Annotated in this window: 23 protein-coding genes; 13 read left to right on the top strand and 10 right to left on the bottom strand. The window is 61.7% G+C overall.

Translation table 11 applies throughout. The features are described 5' to 3' along the window. Positions 1-5: 5 nt before the first annotated feature. Together LJX92_RS14190 and LJX92_RS14185 are read right to left on the bottom strand one after the other, a co-directional pair. The gene (locus tag LJX92_RS14190; protein ID WP_228308439.1) at positions 6-1829 is read right to left on the bottom strand and encodes a serine hydrolase domain-containing protein; all 1824 of its coding nucleotides are present in this window, start codon (positions 1827-1829) and stop codon (positions 6-8) included. Between the two features lie 137 nt (positions 1830-1966). Further along, positions 1967-2848: a LysR family transcriptional regulator gene (locus tag LJX92_RS14185; protein ID WP_032880850.1), complete on the bottom strand. Its 882-nt coding sequence runs from the start codon at positions 2846-2848 to the stop codon at positions 1967-1969. Between the two features lie 131 nt (positions 2849-2979). Between LJX92_RS14185 and LJX92_RS14180 the strand changes: the two genes are divergently transcribed. From LJX92_RS14180 to dctM, 8 genes are all read left to right on the top strand, one after another. After that, the gene (locus tag LJX92_RS14180) at positions 2980-3798 is read left to right on the top strand and encodes an FAS1-like dehydratase domain-containing protein (protein ID WP_228308438.1); all 819 of its coding nucleotides are present in this window, start codon (positions 2980-2982) and stop codon (positions 3796-3798) included. A 28-nt stretch (positions 3799-3826) separates the two neighbouring features. After that, complete coding sequence (locus tag LJX92_RS14175) at positions 3827-4990, top strand: acyl-CoA dehydrogenase family protein (RefSeq protein ID WP_228308437.1); 1164 nt, start codon at positions 3827-3829, stop codon at positions 4988-4990. 10 nt (positions 4991-5000) lie between these two features. Further along, entirely contained in the window at positions 5001-6350 is a 1350-nt protein-coding gene (locus tag LJX92_RS14170) for an MmgE/PrpD family protein (protein WP_228308436.1), read from the top strand. A 10-nt stretch (positions 6351-6360) separates the two neighbouring features. Beyond that, positions 6361-7554, top strand: a complete 1194-nt coding sequence (locus LJX92_RS14165) for a CaiB/BaiF CoA transferase family protein (RefSeq protein ID WP_223018867.1) — start codon at positions 6361-6363, stop codon at positions 7552-7554. A 14-nt stretch (positions 7555-7568) separates the two neighbouring features. Further along, complete coding sequence (locus LJX92_RS14160; protein WP_228308435.1) at positions 7569-8384, top strand: HpcH/HpaI aldolase/citrate lyase family protein; 816 nt, start codon at positions 7569-7571, stop codon at positions 8382-8384. Between the two features lie 146 nt (positions 8385-8530). Beyond that, positions 8531-9514: a TRAP transporter substrate-binding protein gene (locus tag LJX92_RS14155; protein WP_005787905.1), complete on the top strand. Its 984-nt coding sequence runs from the start codon at positions 8531-8533 to the stop codon at positions 9512-9514. 161 nt (positions 9515-9675) lie between these two features. Next, positions 9676-10308 carry a TRAP transporter small permease gene (locus LJX92_RS14150; protein ID WP_032880859.1) on the top strand — a complete coding sequence of 211 codons (633 nt, stop codon included), beginning with the start codon at positions 9676-9678 and terminating at the stop codon, positions 10306-10308. Then, complete coding sequence (gene dctM, locus LJX92_RS14145; RefSeq protein WP_032880861.1) at positions 10308-11588, top strand: C4-dicarboxylate TRAP transporter large permease protein DctM; 1281 nt, start codon at positions 10308-10310, stop codon at positions 11586-11588. The genes LJX92_RS14150 and dctM overlap by 1 nt, the downstream gene beginning before the upstream one ends. Positions 11589-11633: 45 nt before the next feature. Here the strand turns inward: dctM and ampC are convergent, their stop codons facing one another. Continuing rightward, the gene (gene ampC, locus LJX92_RS14140) at positions 11634-12773 is read right to left on the bottom strand and encodes a class C beta-lactamase (protein ID WP_032880862.1); all 1140 of its coding nucleotides are present in this window, start codon (positions 12771-12773) and stop codon (positions 11634-11636) included. Between the two features lie 131 nt (positions 12774-12904). On the opposite strand from ampC, the gene LJX92_RS14135 reads away from it, so the two are divergent. After that, complete coding sequence (locus LJX92_RS14135) at positions 12905-13777, top strand: LysR family transcriptional regulator (protein ID WP_148853937.1); 873 nt, start codon at positions 12905-12907, stop codon at positions 13775-13777. Between the two features lie 18 nt (positions 13778-13795). Here LJX92_RS14135 and yghX read toward each other — a convergent pair whose 3' ends face one another. The 3 genes from yghX to LJX92_RS14120 are packed head-to-tail and all read right to left on the bottom strand — an operon-like array spanning position 13796 to position 16164. Then, positions 13796-14683 carry a YghX family hydrolase gene (gene yghX / locus LJX92_RS14130; RefSeq protein ID WP_228308434.1) on the bottom strand — a complete coding sequence of 296 codons (888 nt, stop codon included), beginning with the start codon at positions 14681-14683 and terminating at the stop codon, positions 13796-13798. Between the two features lie 44 nt (positions 14684-14727). Continuing rightward, positions 14728-15222 carry a PaaI family thioesterase gene (locus tag LJX92_RS14125; protein ID WP_103735007.1) on the bottom strand — a complete coding sequence of 165 codons (495 nt, stop codon included), beginning with the start codon at positions 15220-15222 and terminating at the stop codon, positions 14728-14730. Between the two features lie 51 nt (positions 15223-15273). After that, entirely contained in the window at positions 15274-16164 is an 891-nt protein-coding gene (locus tag LJX92_RS14120; RefSeq protein WP_078821236.1) for a DMT family transporter, read from the bottom strand. 87 nt (positions 16165-16251) lie between these two features. On the opposite strand from LJX92_RS14120, the gene LJX92_RS14115 reads away from it, so the two are divergent. Then, positions 16252-17577 (top strand): PLP-dependent aminotransferase family protein, encoded by a 1326-nt coding sequence (locus LJX92_RS14115; protein WP_228308433.1) that lies wholly within the window; start codon positions 16252-16254, stop codon positions 17575-17577. 7 nt (positions 17578-17584) lie between these two features. Here the strand turns inward: LJX92_RS14115 and LJX92_RS14110 are convergent, their stop codons facing one another. Continuing rightward, the gene (locus LJX92_RS14110) at positions 17585-18010 is read right to left on the bottom strand and encodes a nuclear transport factor 2 family protein (RefSeq protein ID WP_032880870.1); all 426 of its coding nucleotides are present in this window, start codon (positions 18008-18010) and stop codon (positions 17585-17587) included. Between the two features lie 152 nt (positions 18011-18162). Here LJX92_RS14110 and LJX92_RS14105 point away from each other — a divergent pair, with 152 nt between their 5' ends. Continuing rightward, positions 18163-18378, top strand: coding sequence for a DUF6434 domain-containing protein (locus LJX92_RS14105; RefSeq protein WP_032880871.1), 216 nt, complete (start codon positions 18163-18165; stop codon positions 18376-18378). 478 nt (positions 18379-18856) lie between these two features. On the opposite strand, the gene LJX92_RS14100 is transcribed toward LJX92_RS14105, so the two are convergent. After that, entirely contained in the window at positions 18857-20566 is a 1710-nt protein-coding gene (locus tag LJX92_RS14100; RefSeq protein WP_032880872.1) for an amidase, read from the bottom strand. A 110-nt stretch (positions 20567-20676) separates the two neighbouring features. On the opposite strand from LJX92_RS14100, the gene LJX92_RS14095 reads away from it, so the two are divergent. Further along, entirely contained in the window at positions 20677-20985 is a 309-nt protein-coding gene (locus LJX92_RS14095; RefSeq protein WP_228308432.1) for a DUF2834 domain-containing protein, read from the top strand. A 395-nt stretch (positions 20986-21380) separates the two neighbouring features. Here LJX92_RS14095 and LJX92_RS14090 read toward each other — a convergent pair whose 3' ends face one another. Beyond that, positions 21381-22592 (bottom strand): MFS transporter, encoded by a 1212-nt coding sequence (locus LJX92_RS14090; RefSeq protein ID WP_078821240.1) that lies wholly within the window; start codon positions 22590-22592, stop codon positions 21381-21383. Positions 22593-22688: 96 nt separating this feature from the next. On the opposite strand from LJX92_RS14090, the gene LJX92_RS14085 reads away from it, so the two are divergent. Further along, positions 22689-23510 carry an AraC family transcriptional regulator gene (locus LJX92_RS14085; RefSeq protein WP_032880875.1) on the top strand — a complete coding sequence of 274 codons (822 nt, stop codon included), beginning with the start codon at positions 22689-22691 and terminating at the stop codon, positions 23508-23510. Here the strand turns inward: LJX92_RS14085 and LJX92_RS14080 are convergent. Next, on the bottom strand, positions 23503-24690 hold the full coding sequence (locus LJX92_RS14080; RefSeq protein WP_228308431.1) for an MFS transporter: 1188 nt from the start codon (positions 24688-24690) through the stop codon (positions 23503-23505). The genes LJX92_RS14085 and LJX92_RS14080 overlap by 8 nt on opposite strands. Positions 24691-24725 lie beyond the last annotated feature (35 nt).

The following is a 24725-nucleotide window of genomic DNA, read 5'->3' as shown; positions in this document are numbered from 1 at the left end:
CCAGGTTAGAAATTCAAGGGTGTGTGGGGGGACTGGGTGCGTTTGAAGGAATAACCCGAAGCGCTCAGCCCGTTGACCTGGCGGCTGACGGTGTCGCCCAGGCCATAGCCGGTGCCGGCGAGTACCGCGTGGGCGTTGTCGACCGGCAGCAGGATGTAGTCAGTCAGAGGCTCGTCGTGCAATTGGCCGCGTATCACCAGGAAGCCGTCTTCCAGGCGCACACTGATGCCGCTCAACGGTGCGTCGGGTTCATGGCTGTTGAGTACCTGATAGGTGCCGATGGTGTCGGCCCAAGCCGTAGACAGGGTCGGCGGCTCGATGCGCTCACCGATAGCAATGCGTTGGCCGTGGCTGCGGGCCGTGAGCATCTGCCGGCCTTGTACCGTCACTACATCAAGCTGGATGCGACCCAGGTCGCCCAGGTCCTTGAGCCAAAAACCCAGGACCTTTTTCTGCGCACGCAGCCAGCCCTGGTCATCGCGCAACAAGTCGAAGGTGTAGCCGGCCAGTTCGCCAGCCAGGCGCTCACGGTCATCCTTGATACGGAATACGCCCCAGGGGGTCGCGTAGAACCCGGCCAGGCGCTTGCGGTCGACGGCCGCTGGCACGTGGCGCAGTTTCAGACCGTGGCTGGGAGCCTGGCAGTCGTCGGCGCAGGGGCGCTCGCCGGTTTGTGCCTCAAGCATCAGGCGCAGGCTGTCGATGGACAGCGACACCACCATCTCTTCGGCATTGCTGTCGTTGGCCATGATGATCACGGCCAGTTGCTGGTCCGGCAGCAGAGTCACCTGGGCGGCGAAATCATCGCCGCCGCCGCTGTGCTGGTAAGTACGCACACCGGGGGCAATCGGCTCGTCACCGCATGGCGCCAGAAACCAGCCCAGGCCCATCTGGCAGTCAAAATCCAAGGCGTTGCCGGTGTTTTGCTGGGTGAACATTTGATCTATTGAAGCGCTGCCCAGCACGCGGTTGCCCTTGTAGGTGCCTTTGGCAAACAACATCTGCACGTAGTGACTCAGATCCTTGGGGCTGGCCCACAGGCCACCGGCGGCAAGGTCGCGTACCTGCGCGTCGGTGCTGGTGTTGCCGTCCTCATAACCCAGGGCGCGAAAGCTCAATTGCGCGCCGGTGCCGAGGAAACTGGCCTGGTTCATGTGCAAGGGGGTCAAGAGGCTGCTTTGTAGCTGGGCTTCGAAGCTTTTGCCGCTGCTGCGCTCGATGGCGGCACCCACCAGCGAATAGCCGAGGTTGGAATAAGCCACCTGAAAACCGGGCGGGCTGCTCAGCCATACGCCCGACACGCGCATCGGCATCTGCCCCATGGCATAGGTGCTGTGCAGGTCACGCAGGTGCTCACTGGGCAGGCCGGATTGATGGCTGAGCAAACGCCGTAACGTGATGGCGCGATCTGCTTCGGCCTGGTCGTCATGAAAGCGCGAGCGTACGTAAAATTCACGCAGGGTTTGCTGGATCGGTGCATCCAGTGCCAGGCGCTGTTGCTCCACCAACTGCAGCGCCGCTGTGGCGGTGATCAGTTTGGAAATCCCCCCGGCGCGAAACGCCGTGTTGGGCGTAACCGGCACGCCCTGGGCCTTGTCGGCCAGGCCAAAGCCACGGGCCCAGATCAACTCCTGGCCATTGACCAGGGCAATCGACAAGCCTGCCACATTTTCCCGGACCATCTCCCGGGGTATGCGTGTTTGCAGGTAACGGATGATCGCGCCGTAATCGCCTTTTTGAATCGGCGGCGGAGCAGGCGGTTGCGAGTGGCAACCGATACTGCTCAGCAGGCAACCCAATAGCGGAATACCGCGCAGTCTGCGAAACATCAAGAGCACCCGAATGATGATTTGGATGCTGAAATGCTAGGGCGGCGGGGGCTGAGAATCTTTGAGTGCTTTGTCGGGAAACTGTCAAAGACTGTTAACGGCCAACTGTAGGAGCGAACTTGCTCGCGCCTACAGGATCAGGGCATCAATGTGGCGATCAGTGCCCGAATGGTCCCCGGCAATGCCTCCAACTCGCGCACCAGAATGCTGCGCTCGCGAATCGCCCAAGGCTCGTCCAGCTTCACCGTCACCAACTGCATGGTGCGGCTGTGGCGCTGGGCGGCGGACTCGGGAATGATCCCGATGCCCACGCCGGCCTCGACCATCCGGCAGATCGCCTCGAAGCTCGACACCTGGATGCGCAGCGACAACTGCTTGCCCAGGCGCTCGACGTGTTCGCGCAGGAAACTCAGCAGCGTGCTGCCTTCATGCAGGCCGATATGCTGGTAGGCGAGGGTTTGTTCGAGGGTGACCGAAGGCTGATCGGCCAAGGGATGCCCGACGGGCACCATCAGCACCAATTCATCCGTACTGAAATGCAGCACCTGCAAGCCAGCAGCTTCCACGGGACCGGCAATAATGCCCATGTCGCTGGTGCCATCGAGTACGCCGCGCACGATGTCCCGAGACAGGCGCTCCTGCAGGTCGACGGTCACGCCTGGGCGCTGGGACAAAAAGCCCGCCAGCACTTCCGGCAAGAACTCGGTGACCGCCGTGGTGTTGGCGAAGATGCGGATATGCCCGGCTGAGTCCACGCCGTATTGGGTGAACTCGCTTTTCAGGTAGTCCACCTGACGCATGATCAATCGCGCATGGTGCAACAGGCGCTCGCCCGCCGGGGTGATCTCCACGCCACGGCTGTCGCGGTACAACAGGCGGGTGTCGAGCTGACCTTCCAGGGCCTTGATCCGCGCACTCGCGGCGGCCGGCGACAGAAACGCGCGCTTGGCGCCCTGGGTCAGGCTGGGGGATTCGGCGATATGGATAAACAGGCGCAGGTCGGCGAGATCAAAGTGCATGCAAGACTCCCGGTACAGGGTGGCAGCGTTCAGCATAACCGAACGCTGGTTTATTGAAATGCAAATTCTCAGAACGGGCAGGCCCTTGCATGATCGGCAGCAGACACCCACTGCCTGAGGATCTGCACCCGATGAGCGCCACTGATTGGATCGGCCGAAGCGAGACTGCCCACGATCACCTGAGCCATAACCTGCTCAAGCGCATCGCCGCCACGTTCGGTGAAGGGGGGCCTGCCGACGGTGCAGCCGTACCCGCATTGTGGCAATGGTGCTTTTTCCAGGACCCGCTGCCGGAGTCGGCCCTGGGCAGCGATGGCCACCCGGCTCGCGGCGGGTTCTTGCCACCGGCCGATAACCGTAATCGCATGTGGGCCGGTGGGCGTATCGAGTTTGTGCACCCGCTGCGAGCCGGCGAGGCGGCGACCCGCGTGTCGACCATCACTCAGGTCGAAGAAAAGACCGGTCGCACCGGTTCGCTGTTGTTTGTCACGGTGCGCCACGACTATTCCCAGGCCGGGCGCCTGGCGATCCGCGAGGAACAGGACATCGTCTATCGCGAGCCCACGCCGCCCAAACCCGGCAGCGGCGATGCCCTGGTCCGGGGCGAATGGACAGAAGCGGTGGAACCGACACCAACCCTATTGTTCCGCTACAGCGCCGTGACCTTCAACGGCCACCGCATCCATTACGACTATCCCTATGTCACCGCCACTGAAGGCTACAGCGGCTTGGTGGTGCATGGCCCACTGATCGCTACCTTGAGCCTGCGCGCGTTCTGCCGGGCGCACCCTGAAGCCACGCTGCGCCGTTTCATCTATCGCGGCGTGCGCCCGTTGATTGCACCGCAGCCGTTTGAAGTAGGCGGGCGCATCAGCGCAACCGGCGTCGCAGAACTTTGGGCCGGCAACGCTGAAGGTCTGGCGCAGACCGCCCAGGTGCATTTCGAATAACCCAAGAACAACAGGCGGAGAGCCGCGCATGAACCCCAATGACAACGAAGAACTCAATGCCATCCGCGAAGGCGTGCGCGCCTTGTGCGCCGAGTTCGATGCCGCCTACTGGCGCAGGATCGACGAAGACGAAGGCTTCCCCGAAGCCTTCGTCAAGGCCCTGACCGATGCCGGCTGGCTGTCGGCAATGATCCCCGAAGAGTATGGCGGTTCCGGCCTGGGCCTGGCCGAAGCGTCGGTGATCCTCGAAGAGGTCAACCGTTGCGGCGGTAACTCCGGCACCGTGCATGGCCAGATGTACAACATGTTCACCCTGTTGCGTCACGGCAGTGAGGCGCAAAAGCGCTTCTACCTGCCCAAGCTGGCCAGCGGTGAACTGCGTCTGCAATCAATGGGCGTCACCGAGCCCACCACGGGCACTGACACCACCAAGATCAAGACCACCGCGATCAAACGCGGCGACAAGTACGTGATCAACGGCCAGAAAGTCTGGATCTCGCGAGTGCAGCATTCCGACCTGATGATCTTGCTGGCGCGCACTACACCCTTGGCCGAGGTGAAGAAAAAGTCCGAAGGCATGTCGATCTTCCTGGTCGACCTGCGCGAGGCCATCGGTAACGGCCTGACCGTGCAGCCCATCGCCAATATGGTCAACCATGAGACCAACGAACTGTTCTTCGACAACCTGGAATTGCCGGCCGACAGCCTGATTGGCGAAGAGGGCAAGGGCTTCAAATACATCCTCGATGGCCTCAATGCCGAGCGCACCCTGATCGCCGCCGAGTGCATCGGCGACGGCCGCTGGTTTATCGAAAAGGCCAGCGCCTATGCTCGCGACCGCGTGGTGTTTGGCCGGCCAATCGGGCAGAACCAGGGCGTGCAATTCCCGATTGCCGAAGCGCATATCGAGATCGAAGCGGCCGACTTGATGCGCTGGCGTGCCTGCGAGGAATACGACAGCGGCAAGAACGCCGGGGCCAGCGCCAACATGGCCAAGTACCTGGCGGCCAAGGCGTCGTGGGAGGCAGCCAACGCTTGCCTGCAAACCCACGGTGGCTTTGGTTTTGCCTGCGAATACGACGTGGAACGCAAATTCCGCGAGACGCGCCTGTACCAGGTGGCGCCGATTTCCACCAACCTGATCCTGTCCTACGTGGCCGAGCACCTGCTCGAACTGCCACGCAGTTTCTGAGGGCCTGAGCATGCGTCATACCCAAGCCCTGTGCCAATTCCTCGCTGATCTGACCTACTCGCAGTTGCCCGAGCACGTACTGGATCGCATCGAGGAGCTGTATCTGGATTGGCTCGCCTCGGCGCTGGCCAGCCAGAGCGCACACCCGATTCCCCTGTTCGAGCGCTATGCGCAGAAGATGGGGCCGAGCAGCGGCCCGGCCCAGGTGATCGTCAGCGGCGCCAGCAGCAGCGCGTATTTTGCGGCACTGGTCAATGCGGCATCGTCGCACCTGGTGGAGCAGGATGACCTGCACAACAGTTCGGTGCTGCACCCGGCCACGGTGGTGTTTCCCGCCGCGCTGGCGGCCGCCCAGGACCTGGGCAAATCGGGTCGCGATCTGTTGCTGGCTGCGGTGGCCGGTTATGAGGCCGGGATTCGCATCGGCGAGTTCCTGGGCCGCTCGCACTACCGCATCTTCCACACCACGGCCACCGTCGGCACCCTGGCGGCGGCGGTCGCCGTGGGCAAATTGCTCGACTTCAACCAGGAACAGTTCATCAACCTGCTCGGCAGTGCCGGCACTCAAGCGGCAGGGCTGTGGGAGTTCTTGCGCGATGCCGCCGACTCCAAGCAACTGCACACGGCCAAAGCCGCAGCGGATGGCTTGCTGGCAGCTTACCTGACAGCCGATGGATTGACCGGTGCGCGCAATATCCTTGAAGGCGATCAAGGCTTGGCGGCGGGCATGTCGAGTGATTCAGAACCTAGCAAGTTGTCCGCTGATTTGGGTAGCCGCTGGGCGCTGGTGGAAACCTCGTTCAAGTTCCACGCCTCCTGCCGCCACACCCATCCCGCTGCGGATGCGCTACTGGACGTGATGCAGCGTGAAGGCTTGAGCGCGGCGCAAATCTCCCGAGTGGAAACCCGCGTGCATCAAGGCGCCATCGATGTGCTCGGCCGGGTGACGGTGCCGGCCACCGTGCACCAGGCCAAATTCTCCATGGGCACCGTGCTTGGCCTGATCGCTGTGCATGGCAAAGCCGGGTTGCCCGAGTTCCATCAGCTGGCGTTGACCGACCCTGCGGTCGCGGCGTTTCGCGACAAGGTCAGCATGACCCTCGACCCCGAGGTCGATGCTGCCTACCCGCAACGCTGGCTGGGCCGCGTCACCGTCACCACCACCGATGGCCGCACGCTGCACGGCGCCATCGACGAGCCCAAGGGCGACCCGGGCAACACCTTGAGCCGCGCCGAACTGGCGGATAAGTTCCAGCGCCTGACTCACTTCAGCGGCGCCCGTACCCCCGCCCAGGCCAGTGGCCTGATCGAGCAGGTATGGAACCTGCGTAACACCGTGTCCATGGCCCATTGGCTTTGAGGGATTTGTCATGAGTAATCAACGACCGCTGGACGGCATCACGGTTGTCAGCCTGGAACACGCGATTGCCGCGCCATTCTGTACCCGCCAATTGGCCGATCTCGGCGCCCGCGTGATCAAGGTCGAGCGCCCCGGTGCCGGTGACTTTGCCCGAGGTTATGACGAACGCGTGCGCGGCCTGGCATCGCATTTCGTCTGGACCAACCGTTCAAAGGAAAGCCTGACCCTGGACCTCAAGCAGGGCGAGGCGGGCGCCATCCTTGAAGCGCTGCTGGCCGATGCCGATGTGCTGGTGCAAAACCTTGCACCCGGCGCGGCGGCGCGCATGGGCTTGTCGTTCGAGGCACTGCATCAACGTTTTCCAAGGCTGATCGTCTGCGATATCTCCGGCTATGGCGAAGGCGGGCCCTACGAGAAAAAGAAAGCCTACGACCTGCTGATCCAGAGCGAAGGCGGCTTCCTGTCGGTGACTGGCGGCCCGGGTGATGAGCAGATGGCCAAGGCCGGCTGCTCCATCGCGGATATCTCCGCGGGCATGTATGCCTACAGCGGCATTCTTTCGGCGTTGCTGCTGCGGGGCACGACCGGCAAGGGCAGCCGTATCGATGTGAGCATGTTGGAAAGCCTGGTGGAGTGGATGGGCTACCCGATGTATTACGCCTTCGACGGCGCGCCGCCGCCCCCGCGTGCGGGCGCAGCACATTCAACGATTTACCCCTATGGGCCGTTTCCCACTGGTGATGGCGGCACGGTGATGCTCGGGTTGCAGAATGAGCGCGAGTGGGCGGCGTTCTGCGACAAGGTACTGCTCACCCCGGCGCTGGCGACGGACGAACGTTTCAGCGCCAACTTCAAGCGTTCGGCCAACCGCGAGGCGCTGCGCCAGATTATCGTGGACAGTTTTGCCCGGTTGGACGCCGAGGCGGTGATTCAGCGTCTGGAGGATGCGCAGATCGCCAGCGCGCGGGTCAACGATATGCAAGGCGTATGGGCCCACCCTCAACTCAAGGCCCGCGACAGTTGGCGTGAAGTCGACAGCCCGGCCGGGCCGTTGCCCTCGCTGCTGCCACCAGCGCGTAACGCCGCGTTTACCCCGCGCATGGATGGTGTGCCGGCACTGGGGCAACACAGCCAGGGCATTCTCGACCAGCTGGGTTATTCCGGTGAAGCCATCGACAGCCTGCGTGCGCGCGGCGTTATCTGATCAGGAAGTGTGCGATGCCAAAGCCTTTAGTTCGTTCAGCGTTGTTTGTGCCGGGCAGCCGCCCGGAGCGGTTCGCCAAAGCCTTGGCCAGCGGCGCCGACGCAGTCATTGTGGATTTTGAAGACGCCGTGGAAGAGCCGCTCAAGCGCCAGGCCCGGGACAATCTGGGGATGTTCCTGCAGGCCCACCCCGAGGCTCAGGTGTGGGTGCGCATCAATGCGCCGGAACACGTCGAGCATTTTGAGGATGTGGCGTTCTGCAAGGCTCATGCAAATGTCGCGGGTGTGCTGCTCCCCAAGGTCGAGAGCGCAGCCCAGGTCGCCGTAGTGGCTGCCACCGGCAAACCCATCTGGCCGATCATCGAAAGCGCTCGCGGCTTGTTGGCGGTGGCCGAGATTGCCCATGCTCCGCTGGTAGAGCGGCTGTCGTTCGGTGGCTTGGACCTGGCCCTGGATCTGAACCTGAGCAGCCATTCCCGCGCTGCTGAGTTTGCCCTCGACCAGGCGCGCCTGTCACTGATCGTGCATTCGCGCGCCGCCGATCTGGTGGCACCGCTGGACGGCGTACATCCGGCCATCGACGACCCTGAGGGCCTGCGCAGTTCGATCCGGCACGCCTATGAAATGGGTTTTGCCGGGGCGTTGTGTATCCATCCCAAGCAGGTTCCGGTGATTCATCAGGCGTTGGCGCCCAGCGCTGAAGACCTGGCCTGGGCCAAGCGGGTAGTGGAGGCGAGTGCCCATGGGGCAGGGGCCTATCAGATTGATGGGCAGATGTTGGATGCGCCGGTGTTGCTGCGGGCACAAAGACTGCTGGCTGCCCAACCCTGACTGGATAAGCCTTCCCACAGGATCGACATGCTCCTTGAGGTTGGTGTTCGGCCAGGCCGAACGCAGGTATCTAAAATTCGAAATTCTCAATATGCAGCACATCAGGCACTTTGCCTTACAACACAACAATAAGAAGGTGATTTCCCATGCTCAAGCTCTCTCGGGCGCTGCTGTGCGCCGCCACCTTGTTCGCCGCGGGCCTGGCCCAGGCGGCTGACCCGATTGTGATCAAGTTCGCCCACGTGGTGGCCGAGAACACGCCCAAAGGCCAGGGCGCGCTGCTGTTCAAGAAGCTCGCCGAAGAACGCCTGCCCGGCAAGGTCAAGGTCGAGGTGTACCCCAACTCGTCGCTGTTCGGCGATGGCAAGGAAATGGAAGCGTTGCTGTTGGGTGACGTGCAGATGCTGGCGCCGTCCCTGGCCAAGTTCGAGCAGTACACCAAACAGGTGCAGATCTACGACCTGCCGTTCCTGTTCAACGACCTGGCTGCCGTCGACCGTTTCCAGGCCGCCCAGGGCAAGCAACTGCTGACTGCAATGCAGGACAAGAACATTCTCGGCCTGGCCTATTGGCACAACGGCCTCAAGCAACTCTCCGCCAACAAGGCCCTGCACGAACCCAAGGACGCCCGTGGCCTGAAGTTTCGCGTGCAAGCCTCCAGCGTGCTTGAAGAGCAGTTCAAGGCGATCCGCGCCAACCCGCGCAAGATGAGCTTTGCCGAGGTTTACCAGGGCTTGCAGACCGGCACCGTGAATGGCACCGAGAACACCTGGTCGAACTATGAAAGCCAGAAGGTCAACGAGGTGCAGAAGTATTTCACCGAGTCCAACCATGGCCTGATCGACTACATGGTGATCACCAACGCCAAGTTCTGGAACGGCCTGGCGCCGGATGTCCGCAGCACGCTGGAGCAGATCATGGCCGAAGTCACTGTCGAGGTGAACAAGCAGGCCGAAGCGCTGAACCAGTCGGCCAGGCAGAAGATCATCGATGCCAAGACCAGCGAGATCATCGAACTTACCCCCGAGCAACGCACGCTCTGGCGCGAAGCCATGCGCCCGGTGTGGCAGAAGTTCGAAGGCCAGATCGGGGCTGAGCTGATCAAGGCAGCGGACGCTTCCAACCAATAATCCCAGGGTGTACTGAGATCCAATGTGGGAGGCGGCTTGCTCCCGATAGCGGTGGATCAGAGACAGATCTGCAAGCTGACACATTGCTATCGGGAGCAAGCCCCCTCCTACATTTGGGCAAGTTCCACCCTGGTATTTCATTTGCCTCGCGAGGTTTTGCCATGCAAACGCTAAGGCGCGTCTGGGAGCACCTGGAGGAAGGCTTTATTGCCTTCCTGCTGGCCGCCATGACCCTGGTGACATTCGTCTACGTCATGCTCAATAACATCTACACCCTGTTCTTTTCCCTGGCCGACAAGTGGGCCTTGAGCAGCGACTTTTTCAACGCGGTAGGCGACGCCACCATGACTTGGGCCCAGGACATGACCTGGAGCGTGGCGCTGACCAAGGCCATGTTCGGCTGGTTGATTTTCTTCGGCATTTCCTACGGAGTACGCACCGCCGGCCACCTGGGCGTGGACGCGCTGGTCAGGTTGACCAAACGCCCGGTACAACGCTTGCTCGGGATGCTCGCCTGCCTGTGCTGCCTGGCCTACGCCGGCCTGTTCATGGTCGCCAGCTACAAGTGGGTGAGTGCGGTAATGACCGCACATATCGGTGCCGAGGACCTTGACCAGTTCGGTATCGACGTCGGTGACATCGTGGTGATCGTGCCTATCGGTTTTGCCTTGGTATTGATTCGCTACCTGGAAATTTTCTACCGCATTTTTACCCACCGCCAGGTCGGGTTGGGATTGGCCGATGAGGCCGGGGAGGCCAGCAAGTTGGCCGGCAGCCATGAGGAGCGTCACTGATGGCCGTGCTCTGTCTGTTTCTGCTGTTGTTCGTGTTCATGTTCCTTGGCGTGCCGATTGCGATTTCCCTGGGGCTGTCCGGCGCGGTGTCGATCCTGATGTTCAGCCAGGACTCGGTGAGCTCCCTGGCGATCAAGCTGTTTGAAACCAGCGACGCCTATACCTTCCTGGCGATCCCGTTCTTCCTACTGTCCGGTGCCTTTATGACCACTGGTGGCGTGGCTCAGCGGCTGATCGACTTTGCCAATGCCTGTGTCGGTCATATCCGTGGCGGTCTGGCGATTGCAGCGGTGCTGGCCTGCATGTTGTTTGCCGCGCTGTCCGGCTCGTCACCGGCCACGGTGGCGGCGGTGGGCTCGATTGCCGTGGCAGGCATGGTGCGTTCCGGTTATCCGAAGGAGTTTGGTGCGGGGATCATCTGCAACGCCGGGACCTTGGGTATCCTGATTCCGCCTTCGATTGTGATGGTGGTGTATTCGGCGGCGACCGAAACCTCAGTGGGCAAGCTGTTCATGGCTGGGGTGATCCCGGGACTGTTGCTGGGCCTGATGTTGATGATCGCGATCTACATCGTCGCGCGTATCAAGAAGCTACCCGCGCAACCACGGGCGACGTTCCGCGAGTGGCTCAGTTGCGCACGCCGGGCGTTCTGGGGCCTGTTGCTGTTGGTGATCATCCTCGGCGGTATCTACAGCGGCATGTTCACCCCGACTGAAGCCGCAGCGGTGGCGGCGGTGTACTCGGCGTTTGTCGCGCTGTTCATCTACAAGGACATGACGCTGCGCGACTGCCCCAAGGTGCTGCTGGAGTCGGGGCGCTTGTCGATCATGCTGATGTTCATCATCGCCAACGCCATGCTGTTTGCCCATGTGCTGACCACGGAGCAGATCCCCCAGGAAATCACTGCGTGGGTGATCTCCGAAGGGCTGACGCCGATTGGTTTTCTGATCATGGTCAACGTGGTGCTGCTGATTGCCGGCAGCTTTATGGAACCGTCGGCCATCGTGCTGATCCTGGCGCCGATCTTCTTCCCGATCGCGATGAAGCTCGGGATTGACCCGATTCATCTGGGGATCGTGATGGTGGTGAATATGGAAATCGGCCTGGTGCACCCGCCGGTGGGGTTGAACCTGTTCGTGACCTCGGCGGTGACCGGGCTGACATTGGGGCAGACCATTCGCGCGGCGATGCCGTGGCTGATGATTTTGCTGGTGTTCCTGATCATGGTGACTTACTTGCCGTTCATTTCCCTTGCGCTGCCGCATTGGCTGGGGATGTAAGGTGGGAGGGATTGCCCCCTCCCACATTTGTTGATTGTTTCGGCCTTACTGATCCATCGCACTCAAGATCGCATGGGCCACTTTTACCCGCTCGGCATTCGGGTAGTTCTTGTTGGCCAGAATCACCACGCCCATATCCTTGCTCGGCACATACGCCACATACGCACCAAAGCCACCGGTAGAGCCGGTCTTGTTGTACAACACGTTGGCCGGCTGCGCCTGGGCCGGGTTGAGCCAGGTGACCTTGTGCGGCTCCATTGCCATCGGTGTTGAGTTACCGTCGATCAACGCTTGCAGGGTGATGGGGTAGGGGTAGCGCTCCCAGCCCAGGCCCTGGGTCATGCCGTTCACGGTGTAGTAGCCAGCGTGGGTGGCGGCGATGGCCTGTTGCACGGGCTGTTCCAGGGTTTGCGGGTGCATGTTCGCAATGACATAGCGGGCGAGGTCCTGGCTGGTGGTCTTGAGCCCGTAGGCTTCACTGTCCAGCGCGCCGGGGCTGACGCGCACAGGTTTTTGCTGCTTGTCATAGCCTTGGGCATATTGGCTGGCTTTGTCCGTGCGCACGCTGACATAGGTGTTGGTCAACCCTAGCTTGGGCAGCAGCGTCTTCTCCATGGCAACGTTGAACGGCTGGCCCAGGCTTTGCGCGGTCAGGTAGCCGAACAGGCCGATGCTGGGGTTGGAGTACAAGCGTTGTTCACCCGCAGCGTAAGTCGGCTTCCAATGCTGGAAGTAGCCCAGCATGGTCGATGCACTGTCGGCTGCATCCGGAAATTGCAGCGGCAAGCCGCCAGGGGTATAGGTCGCCAGTTGCAGCAGGCTGATGCGATCGAACGCGCTGCCGGCCAGGGACGGCAAGTACTGGCTGGCTGTGTCCGACAGCTTGAGCTTGCCGATGGCCTGGGCATAACCACCAAGGGTAGCGGTGAAGGTTTTACTTACCGAGCCGATTTCGAACAGCGTGTTTTGAGTGACCGCGGCCTGGGTGTCCTTGGCGGCTACGCCGTAATTAAAGTATTGCACCTTGCCCTGGTTCACCACCGCGACTGCAAGGCCGGGGATGCCTTGCTGTTGCATCAAGGGTTTGACGTTGCTGTCCACGACCTGGCGTATATCGGTGGCGGCCATACAGCCGCCGGATACGAGCAGCAAAGCTGAAACCAGGTACTTTGGCTGATATTTCATGGTGATTCGCTTCCATGTAAAAGTGGCAATGATGATCAGAGCCTGCGCAGGCGTGGCAAATCTAGGTGGATTTTATACCCGGAGCAAACGATGATATCTCGCACCAGCCATTAGAAAAATTGGGGTAAGCCTTGTTGCGTTCCCATCTGCCCCTCAATGCCCTGCGCGCTTTTGAAGCCTCGGCGCGCCATTTGAGCTTTACCCGCGCGGCCATCGAGCTATGCGTGACCCAAGCCGCAGTCAGCCATCAAGTCAAAAGCCTCGAAGCGCAGCTCAATGTCACGCTGTTCAAGCGCCTGCCACGCGGCCTGATGCTCACTCGCGAAGGCGAAACCCTGTTGCCGGTGTTGCGTGAAGCCTTCGACCGTATTGCCCACACCCTGGGCCAGTTCGAGGGCGGTCACTACCGCGAGGTGCTGACAGTGGGCGCGGTCGGCACCTTCGCCGTGGGCTGGCTATTGCCTCGTTTGGCGGATTTCCACAGCCGCTATCCGTTTATTGATTTGCGCCTGTCCACTCACAACAACCGCGTTGATGTCGCTGCCGAGGGCCTGGATTACGCCATTCGGTTTGGCGCAGGCGCCTGGCATGGCACCGAGGCCTGCCCTTTGCTGGAAGCCCCGCTGACGGTGTTGTGCGTGCCGCAGATTGCCGAGCAATTGCACAGCCCGGCCGACGTGTTGAAGCACACCTTGCTGCGCTCTTACCGTGCCGATGAATGGAGCCTTTGGTTGCAGGCTGCCGGGTTGCCGGCAGACACCCTGGTGCCGCGCAGTATCGTGTTCGACTCTTCGCTGGCGATGATGGAGGCCGCCCTGCAAGGCAGCGGTGTGGCCCTGGCGCCAGCGTTGATGTTTTCACGCCAGTTGGAAAGCGATGTGATCCGCCAGCCGTTCGATGTGGGGATCACGACCGGCAGTTATTGGTTGACCCGTTTGCAGTCACGCAACGAGACACCCGCGATGTTGGCGTTCAAGGGGTGGTTGCAGACGTGTATTGAATAAGAATGTGGAAGGCGGCGGTTAGGCGAGGTATTTGCGGAACCAGCCCAGGGTGCGCTCCCACGCCAGGTTGGCTGCTGCCTCGTCATACCGCGGTGTCGAATCGTTGTGAAAACCGTGGTTGGCGCCTTTGTAGATGTAAGCCTCATACGTCGTGCCCGCAGCTTTCAACGCCTGCTCATACGCCGGCCAACCCTCATTGATCCGCGTATCCAGTTCCCCGAAATGCAACATGATCGGTGACTTGATGCGCGGCACGTCTTTGGCCTCGGGTTGGCGCCCGTAGAACGACACCGCAGCGCCCAGTTCCGGGTAGGCCACCGCCGCCGCGTTGGTCACGCCGCCGCCGTAACAGAAGCCGGTGATGCCGACTTTGCCGGTACTGCTGTCGTGGTGCATCAGCCATTCGATGGCGGCGAAGAAGTCGTTCATCAGTTTGGTCGGGTCGACAGTCTGTTGCAGCGCCACGCCTTTTTCATCGTTGCCGGGGTAGCCGCCCACGGACGTCAGGCCATCGGGTGCCAGGGCAATGAAGCCGGCTTTGGCCAGGCGCCGGGCCACGTCTTCGATATACGGATTCAGGCCACGGTTTTCATGCACCACCACCACGGCGGGCAGTTTTGCCGCAGCCTTGGACGGGCGCACCAGGTAACCGCGCACCGTGCCGTTGCCCTTGGGCGAAGGGTAGGTGACGTAGTCGGCGACGATATCCGGATCGGTGAATTTGACCTGTTCGGCCAGGGCGTAGTTGGGGCTCAGGGCTGCCAGCAGCGCCGAGGCGGTGAGGCCGCCCAAGGTGAACAGCGCGGCACGGTCGAGAAACTCGCGGCGGTTGATCTTGCCGTGGGCGTAGCCGTCGTAGAGTTCCAGCAGTTCGGGAGCAAAGTCCTTGGCGGTAAGACGGGGCATGGGTGCAGTCCTCGATCAGCGGTTGCAGTCACTGTAGACCAGGATCACGCCTCGCGACCATGGGCGGCCGCGGCCAATTGCCCGGTGTCGACGCGTACGAAAACTGAATCGCCGATGGCCGTGAGCACGTCACCGGCGTACACCTCGCAGACCACGCGGCTTTTGCGCCCGATGTCGCCTTCGACCCGTGCGCGCAGGGTCAGTGGCACGCCCATCGGTGTGGGCTTGATGAATTTGATCCCCAGGTTGCCGGTGACGCAGTCGATGCGCGGCAGGCTGCCGGGTTCGCGCTGTTCGGCGCGGTAGTGGTAGGCCATGGCGGTCCAGTTGGAATGGCAATCCACCAGCATGGCGATCAGGCCGCCGTAGACCAGGTCTGGCCAGCCGCTATATTTGGCTTCGGGTTGATGCTCGGCGACCACGTGTACGCCATCTTCGGCCCAGCGGCTCTTGATATGCAGGCCATGGGGGTTGCTGCTGCCGCAGCCGTAGCAGATGCCTTCTGGCGCGGTGATGTCTTGGAGAGAAGCGGTGGTCATGCAAAGTCCTTGTTATTGTTCAGGCGACTTCCCTGTTTAGCAGGCCACGCGTCAGCGGGCAAACTTCTTCGCCCCGGCCACGCAGCCGATCACCGCGAACGTCACCAGCACCATGCCCAGGCTGACCTGCTCATGCAGCAGGCCCGCGGCCAGCGCCAGGCCGAAGAAAGGTTGCAGCAGCTGCAACTGGCCGACTGCGGCAATGCCGCCCTGGGCCAAGCCGCGGTACCAGAACACAAAGCCGATCAACATGCTGAACAGCGCCACGTACCCCAGGCTCAGCCACGCCGGCAGGCTAATGCCGCTGAGGGTCGAAGGCGCCAGCAGCAGGCTCAACGGTGCCACCAGCGGCAGCGACACCACCAGCGCCCAACAAATCACCTGCCAGCCACCCAGGCTGCGCGACAGCTTGGCGCCTTCGGCATAACCCAGGCCGCAGACCAGCACCGCCAACAGCATCAACAAGTCGCCTGCAGGGGCGGCGCTCAAGCCTTGGGCAAAGGCGTAACCCATCACCAACAGGCTGCCCAGGATGGAAAACAACCAGAACACTGGCTTGGGTCGCTCGCCGCCACGCAGCACGCCAAATACCGCCGTGGCCAGGGGCAGCAGGCCGATGAAGACGATGGAGTGGGCCGAGGTCACGTATTGCAGGGCCAAGGCGGTGAGCAGTGGGAAGCCGATCACCACGCCCAGAGCGACGATCACCAAGGGCGCCCATTGCTGACGGGTGGGGCGTTTTTGCTTGAATAGCCACAACAGGCAGCCCCCCAGCAGGGCGGCGAGGGTGGCGCGGATCATGGTCAGGAACACCGGGTCGAACTCCATGACCGCCAGGCGCGTGGCCGGCAGCGATCCGCTGAAAATCACCACGCCGATAAAACCGTTGATCCAACCCTGAGTGCTGACATCCAGGGTGCCGAAGCGGGCGATGCGTTCCATGACGGTATGTCCGAAAGTGGGGTTGCGTGCGGCTCATCCTAGGGCTGAAGATTAGGACAATCAAAAAATTGTCATGGATACATCCCGATGCCCCGTGCGCGCTACAAATCGCTGGTCGATACCTTCGCCGAGGCCATCCGCAGTGGACGAATGCCTGCCGGCACGCGCTTGCCTACTCATCGCCAGTTGGCCGCTGAACACGGCTTGGCGCTGGTCACCGCGAGCCGGGTGTACAGCGAGTTGGAAGCCATGGGCCTGGTCAGTGGCGAGACCGGTCGCGGTACCTTCGTGCGTGAAATCACCTTGCCGCCGGGGCAGGGCAGCGGGCAGATGACGGTGGCGCCGGGCCTGCTCGACCTGAATTTCAACTACCCGTCCTTGCCTGGGCAGGCCGAGCTGTTGCGCACGGCGTTGCGCCAGTTGGCGTTGTCGGGCGATCTGGAGGCACTGCTGCGTTACCAGCCCCATGCAGGGCGCGTGCATGAGCGCGCCGCCATGGCCCGGCACTTGTTGAATCGAGGACTCACGGTGTCCGCCGAGCAGGTACTGGTGGTCAGCGGCGCCCAGCACGGCTTGGCGGTGACCCTGATGACGTTGCTCAAGCCTGGGGATGTGATCGCGGTGGATGCGCTGACTTATCCGGGCTTCAAGGCGCTGGCCGAAACCCTGCACCTGGAAATCGTCGCCATCCCGGTGACCACGGCCGGCCCGGACCTGGACCATCTGCATAGCCTGTGTCGCCAGCGCCCGGTACGTGCGGTATACAGCATGCCAACCCTGCATAACCCGCTGGGCTGGGTACTGAGCCTGGAGCAGCGCAAGCGTTTGGTGGCGATTGCCCGGCAGCACAACCTGATGATCGTCGAGGATGGCGCCTATGCGTTTCTCGCCGAAGATGCACCTGCGCCGTTGGCGGCACTGGCCCCGGAGCGCACGGTGTATGTGGGTGGGCTGTCCAAGAATGTCGCCGCCGGTTTGCGCATAGGGTTTATCGCGGCGCCTTCAGCTTGGGTGAGCAGGTTGGAACGTACGATCATGGCCACCACCTGGAGCGTGCCAGGCGTGATGAGTGCCATTGCAGTGGCCTGGCTCGAAGACGGTACGGTGGCGCAACTGGAGGCGCAAAAACGCGCGGATGCCCAAGCCCGCCAGGCACTGGCAGCCCAAGTGCTGACGGGCGTGCGGTATGTCAGCCATCCGTCATCGTATTTTTTGTGGCTGCCGTTGGCAGAAGAGGCTCGCGCCGATCAAGTCGTCATGACCTTGCAGCGCGAAGGCATTTGCGTGTCCACCGCCGAACCGTTCGCAGTCTCGGCCCAGGTGCCCCACGCACTGCGCGTGGCCCTGGGATCGGTGCCGATGGCGCAGTTGCGTGGGGCCCTGGAGACGATACGCAAAGTGGTGGCGTGGTGAGCTGTGCTCAGTATTTGTAAGCCTGGCGCCCTATCAGCAACCACTTGCCGTGTTGCTTCTGCCAGACCTGGAAGTTGTCGATATCGGTTGGCGTGTCCACACCACTGTTAACCGCCAGGGCATGGAAGTGGTTGCGCACCAGGGCGGTATCGCCATTAAGGGTGATGGTCTGGTTCTGCATTTCCAGAGTCTTGAAGGCGCTGGTGTGGGTTTGCAGGTCGGCGATAAATTGCGCCTTGTTCTGCACTTTGCCGCTGGAGTGGCCGTAGGTGAGCGTGTCGGATGTCAGCGCGTGAAGTTGCTTGACGTCCAGATGCAACATGGCTTGGGTCAGCTGGTCGACTGCCTGGGCCACTTCCTTTTCAGCAGGGGCGGCGGCGACGTAGCCGGAAAACAGGCACAGGAAGCCGATCAGCACTTTGAGGTTGGGCATGGGTGTTCCTTGTTTTTGTTGGGTGGATACGACGAGGTATGTCGTCGTACAACCATGCAATAATTTCGGCAGGGAAGGAAAGTGAAATTTTGAAATGGGCTGAGATGATTCGAGGTTAGAGTGGTAACCAGCACCCCATAGCCGAGGTAAAAATGGCTTTTGACTGGCACAGCGACCCTCTCACCCGTGGGACACCGGTGACCCCGGGCTATAAAAACACTCAGAACGTGCGCCGTTTCATGCGTGAACAGTGCGGGCCGACGTTCAAGTTCAACCGCCCCTTTATGGCGTGGATTCTCAATGGCGTCCCCAAGACTATGGGTGATGTGGTGGACGAGTGGCAGCGTCGCGAGGTGACGCTGCCCTAAGCCACGGTGCTTGATTGCAAATACAGCAAAATGTAGGAGGGGGCTTGCTCCCGATGGCGGCCTCAGGGCCGACCAGGATGTTGGATCAGGCCGAGTACATATCCATTGCTGCGGTAACGACCACTATTGGTTCCGCTTTTACAGCGGGTCACTTTTGAAAAGCGCAAAAGTAACCCAAACGCTCTTGCCCCACCACTCGGCACCTCGCTTCGGCTCGGTGTGCCCGTAATCCGACATGGATTTGGGGGGGGCGCCGCCACGCGCCATCCATGGCGCGGGGCGGCTAAACCGGCATCCCTGCCGGTTTACCCCCCAAATCCCTGTCGAATTCCGGCCAGCGTGGTTTGACGGGGCGCTTAAGATCAAAAGCAGATCAAGAGCAAGATCAAGAGCAAGATCAAGAGCGGCTCGCTTCGCATCGTGGTTACTGTTGGCGACTGCAAAGTTGTGTAGATACCCTCCCATATTTGAATTGCTTTTATTCGCTGGGCAGCGGTGGTGTGCGTGGCGGTATCACGCGTTTGCTGCCGGTGGCTTCAAACGCTGCGGCAAAGCGCAGCAGCGCCGAATCATCATAAGCACGCCCGGCAAACGTCAGCCCCACCGGCATACCGATATCCGCCATCACGCCCATCGGCACGGTGACGGTGGGCACGCCCAGGTGGCGAATCGCGAGGTTACCGTTGGCCACCCACACGCCGTTGCTCCAGGCGATGTCGGCAGACGCTTCGTTCACGTCGGCATCGGCCGGGCCTACATCGGCTACGGTCGGGAACAGCACGGCGTCGAGGCCGAGGTTGTCCATCCAGTCTTCCAGATCCAGGCGTCGGGTTGCTTCCAGGCCACGCAGGCCATCGGGCACGGTACCGATCTGGTCCCACGGTGTGATGCCGCGTTGGGCCATGCGCACGTATTCATCCATGCCGGCGGCGAGGTCGTCTTCACGGTTGGGCAGGGTGCCGGGGTCGTGGGGGAAGATCTTTGGTCCGTCCACATCCGCCAGGCGGTTGAGCGCCGGATCGTTGTTGGCGCGCAGGAAGTCATCGAAGGCCCAGGCAGACAGCTCCCACAGTTCGTCGTGGAGGAACTCCTTGGACACCAGGCCACGGGTAAACACCGTTGGCGCGCCGGGGCGGTCGCCTTCGCAGTTGGATACCAGCGGGAAATCCACCTCGATCACTTCGGCGCCGGCGGCCTCCAGCGCCTGGCGGGCGGCTTGCCACAACTCGATCACCGTGGCGCGGGTATTGATCCTTTGCCCGGTGGGCCCGCCGATACCGGGTTTTTCGCTGGTGCCGGCGTCGGGGTCGGCATTGATGTACATGCGCGGCACGCCAAAGCGCTTGCCGGCAAGGCTTTCGCTGCTGGTGGCCAGTGCGGCGTATGAGGTCGGGCGCACCGAGGTGACGCTGGGGATCGGCACCCAGGGTTGCAGGCGCCACAGGTCGCCGCGCTTGTCGGGGTCTTCGGCCACCACGACGTCGAGCACTTCCAACAGGTCGGCCATGGTGCGCGCATATGGCACCACGACGTCCATCGTCGGGGTCAATGGCCAATTGCCGCGTACCGAAATCACCCCACGGGAAGGCGTGTAGGCACACAAACCATTGTTGGAGGCCGGGCCGCGGCCACTCGACCAGGTTTCTTCAGCCAGGCCAAACGCTGCAAAGCTGGCGGCGGTGGCAGTGCCCGCGCCGTTGGAAGAACCGGACGCAAATGGCGCGGTCAGGTAGTCGGCGTTGTAAGGGCTTTCGGCGCGGCCATACACGCCACGCTGCATACCGCCATTGGCCATCGGCGGCATGTTGGTCTTGCCCAGGCAGATCGCGCCACCGGCACGCAGACGCTCAATGGTGAAGGCATCGCGCTGGGCCACCAGTTTGGCAAACGCCGGGCTGCCGGATGCGGCCGTCAGACCTTTGACCAGGTAACTGTCCTTGGCCGTGTAGGGAATACCCTCCAACGGTCCCAGGGTCTGGCCCTTGGCGCGGCGCGCATCCGACGCCTCGGCTTCTTTCAGGGCGTCAGGGTTGCGCACCACCACGGCGTTCAGCGCCGTAGCTGTCTGCGGGCCATCGTAGGCATCGATCCGTGCCAGGTATGCCTGGACCAGTTCAACGGCCGTGGTCTGCCCGGCTTCAAGCGCAGCGCGCAATTGGGCAATGGAGACTTCAGTAACTTGCATCACGTTTTTTCGCCGCCTTCACGTGGGGGGATGGCGGCAGTCTACGTACAGATATTTCACAAAACCAGCTAAGGTGGCCGCGATGACTACCATTGCGCTTCAAGGAAGAGACCATGCACAGACCCTATATTGCTCTGGTTGCCCTGCTGGGATTTACCCTCTACACGGCGGCGGCGATGCTCACGGCCGAGCAATCACTGCTGGCATTTGGACGCGAGCTGATGTCGCGGCCTGATACCGCACAGGTGGTGATTGACCTGTATTTGATGGCGGTGCTGGCGTGTGTGTGGATGTACCGGGACGCGCGCGGACGAGGGCGCTCCGTGGCGTCGTTGATCCCGTATTTCCTGTTGACGGCGGTGTTCGTGTCGGTAGGGCCGCTGCTGTATATCGTCGTTAATGGGTTCTCGCGACGCACCTGACGGTAGATGCCAACGACAGTAACCACGATGCGAAGCGAGCCGCTCTTGATCTTGATCTGCTTTTGATCTGAGGCGGCCCCCCAAATCCCTGTCGGATTACGGGCACACCGAGCCCAGGCGAGGTGCCGAGTGGTGGGGCAAGAGCCCTTTGGTTACTTTGGGGCTCTTTTTTTTCCAAAGTGACCCGCTGTAAAAGCGGAACCAACCGTGGCCGTGACCTAAATAACGGATATGTACTCGGTCTGACCCAGCATCCTGATCGGCCCTGAGGCCGCCATCGGGAGCAAGCCCCCTCCCACAGTTTCGGCGTCGCACCAAAGTTGTGAAGATACCTATGCTTACCGGGCGCAAGTCCCTCCCACAGTTTGATCAGGTAAATACTCACCTGCCTTCGTTCAAACGCCTTTGGTCGAAGGCAGCAGTACCGTCAAGATGCCCACCAACGGCAAGAACGAGCACAGTTTGTAGACGTATTCGATCCCGTGGTTATCGGCAAGCAACCCCAGCAACGCCGCGCCAATCCCGCTGAAACCGAACATCAGGCCGAAGAATATCCCAGCGATCATGCCCACGTTGCCCGGCACCAGTTCCTGGGCAAACACCACAATGGCCGAGAACGCCGAGGCGATGATGAAACCGATGACCACGCTGAGTACGGCGGTCCAGAACAGGTCGACGTAGGGCAGGGCGAGGGTGAACGGCGCGGCGCCGAGGATCGAGAACCAGATGACTTTCTTGCGGCCGATCTTGTCGCCGATCGGGCCCCCGGCGAAGGTGCCGACCGCCACCGCGCCAAGGAACAGGAACAGGTACATCTGCGAGCTGGCCACCGACAGCTGGAATTTTTCAATCAGGTAGAAGGTGAAGTAGCTGGTCAGGCTGGTCATGTACCAATACTTGGAGAACACCAGCACGGCCAGAACCACCAGGGCGAAAGTCACACGGCCTTTGGACAAGCCATGGGTCGCCTGGCTGCCCTGTTTGAGCTTGAACAGATTGAGATGGTGACGGTACCAGCGGCTCAAGCCATACAGCACCAGGATCGCGAACACCGCAAACAGGCCGAACCAGGCGATATGGGTCTGGCCGTAGGGAATGATGATCGCTGCCGCCAGCAAAGGGCCGAACGCGCTGCCGGTGTTGCCGCCGACCTGGAAGGTCGACTGCGCCAGGCCATAGCGCCCACCGGACGCCAGGCGTGCGACCCGCGAGGTTTCCGGATGGAAGGTCGACGAGCCGACACCCACCAGCCCCGCCGCGAGCAGAATTGCCGGGAAGTTGCCGACAAACGCCAGCATCAAAATACCGATCAAGGTGCACACCATGCCCGCCGGCAGCAGCCAGGGCTTGGGGTGGCGGTCGGTGTGATAGCCGATCCACGGTTGCAGCAGGGAGGCGGTCAACTGGAAGGTCAGGGTGATCAGGCCGACCTGGGTGAAGCTCAGGCCGTAGTTGGCCTTGAGCATCGGGTAGATCGACGGCAGCACGGCCTGGATCAGGTCATTGATCATATGCGCCAGGGCGCAGGCGCCGAGGACGCGCATGACCAGAGGGCTTACCTGGGGTGTCGTGGTGGCAGCGGCGGGTGTCGCGGTGAGGCTCGACATGCGGGCATTCCATACAAGGCAGCGAACAGGGGCAGACAGTACTTTAGCTGGCAGCCATTTCTAATTGTTTCGAAAGCTATGCTAAATTCGAAGAAAATGCCTGTCTCGCGAAATTCGGGCATAAACCATCGCAAAAAGGGCGAAACAATCAAATCCCTAGACAAATTTCTCCAAGAGATCGATGAAGGCGATTGGGCCGTCATCAGCTCGGCCACCGATTATCCGGAAAACTGGGTGATCCCGGAACACAGCCACAACAAGCATCAACTGCTCTATGCCATTGGCGGGGTGATGGTGGTGTATTCGGCGCTGAATCAATGGACGGTGCCACCCAACCGTGGCTTCTGGATGCCGTGCGGGCAAGTCCATTCGCTGCGATGCGTGGGCACGTTGAAGATGCGCAGCGTGTTCGTGCGCCCGGACAGCTTCCCGAACCTGCCAGCCGAGCCGAAGACGGTGACGGTTTCGCCGCTGTTGAGTGAACTGATCAAGGCCTCGGTCAGCCTGAAGCCGCCGTATGCCGAGGACTCACGCGATACCAGGATCATGCACCTGATCCTCGACGAACTGGCGATCCTACCGGACTTGCCGTTGTCCCTGCCGCAGCCTGCCGACCCGCGCCTCAGCCAGATTTGCCTGGCGTTGCAGGACGAACCGGGGGATGCCTCCACCGTCGCCGATTGGAGCGCACGTCTGGGGTTGGATCAAACCACCATTCAGCGCCTGTTTCGCAAGGAAACCGGCATGACCTTCGGCCAATGGCGCCAGCAGGCGCGGCTGCTGCTGGCGCTGGAGCGCATAGCGGTAGGGCAGAAGATTATCGACGTGGCATTTGAACTGGGTTACGAAAGCCCCAGCGCCTTTACCAGCATGTTCAAGAAACAGTTTGGCAAGACGCCGAGTCATTTTTTCAGGTAGCACCGCTGATAACACGAGCTTGCACAGCACGGCGTGACGTCAGGCAGGCGAGCAGGGTGGCGACTACCAGCAAGCCGGCACTGAGTTCAAAGGTGGCCTGGTAGCCGCTCAGGTCGAACGCCACGCCGCCGACGGTGGCGCCGGCAGCAATCGCCAATTGGATGATAGCCACCATCAATCCGCCGCCGGCTTCGGCGTCATCGGGCAAGGTCTGCGCCAGCCACGTCCACCAGCCCACAGGTGCGGCGGTTGCCACCAGGCCCCAACTGCCGAGCAATAGCGTGGTTATGATCGTTGAATGGCCCCATTCCACCAGCGCAAGTGCGAGGCCTGCCATGATCAGCGGGATGGCAATCAGTGTCGGGTACAGGTTGTGCTTGAGGAAACGTTCAATCAAAAACGTACCGGCCAGGCCTGCCAGGCCAAGCACCAACAGCATCAACGACAGCGTAGAAACCTCAACCCGCGTGACGCTTTCCAGAAACGGGCGCAGGTAGGTGAACAACATGAACTGGCCCATGAAGAACACGCTGACGGCGAACATGCCCAAGGCCACCTTGGGGTTTTTCATCAGGCGCAAGGCATTGGCGGTTTTCGCCTCACCCTGGTTTTTCAGCGCGGGCAGGCTGGCGAGCAGCCATACCAGTGCAACCACCGCGACCGGCACCACGCAGAAGAACGCACCGCGCCAGCCGATGATCCCGCCGAGAAAGCTGCCCAGCGGCGCGGCGATCACCGTTGCCAGCGCGTTGCCGCCGTTGACGATGGCAAGGGCCCGCGGTATCTGCGCTTGCGGCACCAGGCGCATCGCCGTGGCCGCCGACAATGACCAGAAGCCACCAATCGCCACGCCAATCAAGGCTCGGCCGAGCATGAACACCAGGTAATTGGGCGCGAACGCTACCACGGTGCCGGAGATAATCATCAGCAGCGTCAACGCCATCAACAGGTGCTTGCGGTCCACCCGTGTAGCGATCGAGGCGATCACCAGGCTGGTGAGCAGGGCAAACACCCCGGATACGGAAATGCCCTGGCCAGCCTGGCCTTCGGTGATGTGCAGGTCGGCGGCCAACGGTGTCAGCAGGCTGACGGGCATGAATTCGGAGGCGACCAGGGCGAACGCGGCGAGCGACATCGCCAGCACCGCGCCCCAACTGCTTTTGGTAGGTGTATCAGACATGGCGTAAACCCGTTAATGCGTCAATGGCCTGCGCA

It is taken from the genome of Pseudomonas sp. HN8-3, assembly GCF_020790195.1.
Lineage (GTDB): Bacteria > Pseudomonadota > Gammaproteobacteria > Pseudomonadales > Pseudomonadaceae > Aquipseudomonas > Aquipseudomonas synxantha_A.
Note: the sequence above shows the minus strand (reverse complement) of the source record. Positions and strands in the feature narration are given on the sequence as shown.

Coding starts and splice junctions, on each gene's coding strand:
- LJX92_RS14190 (WP_228308439.1), bottom strand. CDS start 1,829: ATGTTTCGCAGACTGCGCGGTATTCCGCTATTGGGTTGCCTGCTGAGC.
- LJX92_RS14185 (WP_032880850.1), bottom strand. CDS start 2,848: ATGCACTTTGATCTCGCCGACCTGCGCCTGTTTATCCATATCGCCGAA.
- LJX92_RS14180 (WP_228308438.1), top strand. CDS start 2,980: ATGAGCGCCACTGATTGGATCGGCCGAAGCGAGACTGCCCACGATCAC.
- LJX92_RS14175 (WP_228308437.1), top strand. CDS start 3,827: ATGAACCCCAATGACAACGAAGAACTCAATGCCATCCGCGAAGGCGTG.
- LJX92_RS14170 (WP_228308436.1), top strand. CDS start 5,001: ATGCGTCATACCCAAGCCCTGTGCCAATTCCTCGCTGATCTGACCTAC.
- LJX92_RS14165 (WP_223018867.1), top strand. CDS start 6,361: ATGAGTAATCAACGACCGCTGGACGGCATCACGGTTGTCAGCCTGGAA.
- LJX92_RS14160 (WP_228308435.1), top strand. CDS start 7,569: ATGCCAAAGCCTTTAGTTCGTTCAGCGTTGTTTGTGCCGGGCAGCCGC.
- LJX92_RS14155 (WP_005787905.1), top strand. CDS start 8,531: ATGCTCAAGCTCTCTCGGGCGCTGCTGTGCGCCGCCACCTTGTTCGCC.
- LJX92_RS14150 (WP_032880859.1), top strand. CDS start 9,676: ATGCAAACGCTAAGGCGCGTCTGGGAGCACCTGGAGGAAGGCTTTATT.
- dctM (WP_032880861.1), top strand. CDS start 10,308: ATGGCCGTGCTCTGTCTGTTTCTGCTGTTGTTCGTGTTCATGTTCCTT.
- ampC (WP_032880862.1), bottom strand. CDS start 12,773: ATGAAATATCAGCCAAAGTACCTGGTTTCAGCTTTGCTGCTCGTATCC.
- yghX (WP_228308434.1), bottom strand. CDS start 14,683: ATGCCCCGTCTTACCGCCAAGGACTTTGCTCCCGAACTGCTGGAACTC.
- LJX92_RS14125 (WP_103735007.1), bottom strand. CDS start 15,222: ATGACCACCGCTTCTCTCCAAGACATCACCGCGCCAGAAGGCATCTGC.
- LJX92_RS14120 (WP_078821236.1), bottom strand. CDS start 16,164: ATGGAACGCATCGCCCGCTTCGGCACCCTGGATGTCAGCACTCAGGGT.
- LJX92_RS14115 (WP_228308433.1), top strand. CDS start 16,252: ATGCCCCGTGCGCGCTACAAATCGCTGGTCGATACCTTCGCCGAGGCC.
- LJX92_RS14110 (WP_032880870.1), bottom strand. CDS start 18,010: ATGCCCAACCTCAAAGTGCTGATCGGCTTCCTGTGCCTGTTTTCCGGC.
- LJX92_RS14105 (WP_032880871.1), top strand. CDS start 18,163: ATGGCTTTTGACTGGCACAGCGACCCTCTCACCCGTGGGACACCGGTG.
- LJX92_RS14095 (WP_228308432.1), top strand. CDS start 20,677: ATGCACAGACCCTATATTGCTCTGGTTGCCCTGCTGGGATTTACCCTC.
- LJX92_RS14090 (WP_078821240.1), bottom strand. CDS start 22,592: ATGTCGAGCCTCACCGCGACACCCGCCGCTGCCACCACGACACCCCAG.
- LJX92_RS14085 (WP_032880875.1), top strand. CDS start 22,689: ATGCCTGTCTCGCGAAATTCGGGCATAAACCATCGCAAAAAGGGCGAA.
- LJX92_RS14080 (WP_228308431.1), bottom strand. CDS start 24,690: ATGTCTGATACACCTACCAAAAGCAGTTGGGGCGCGGTGCTGGCGATG.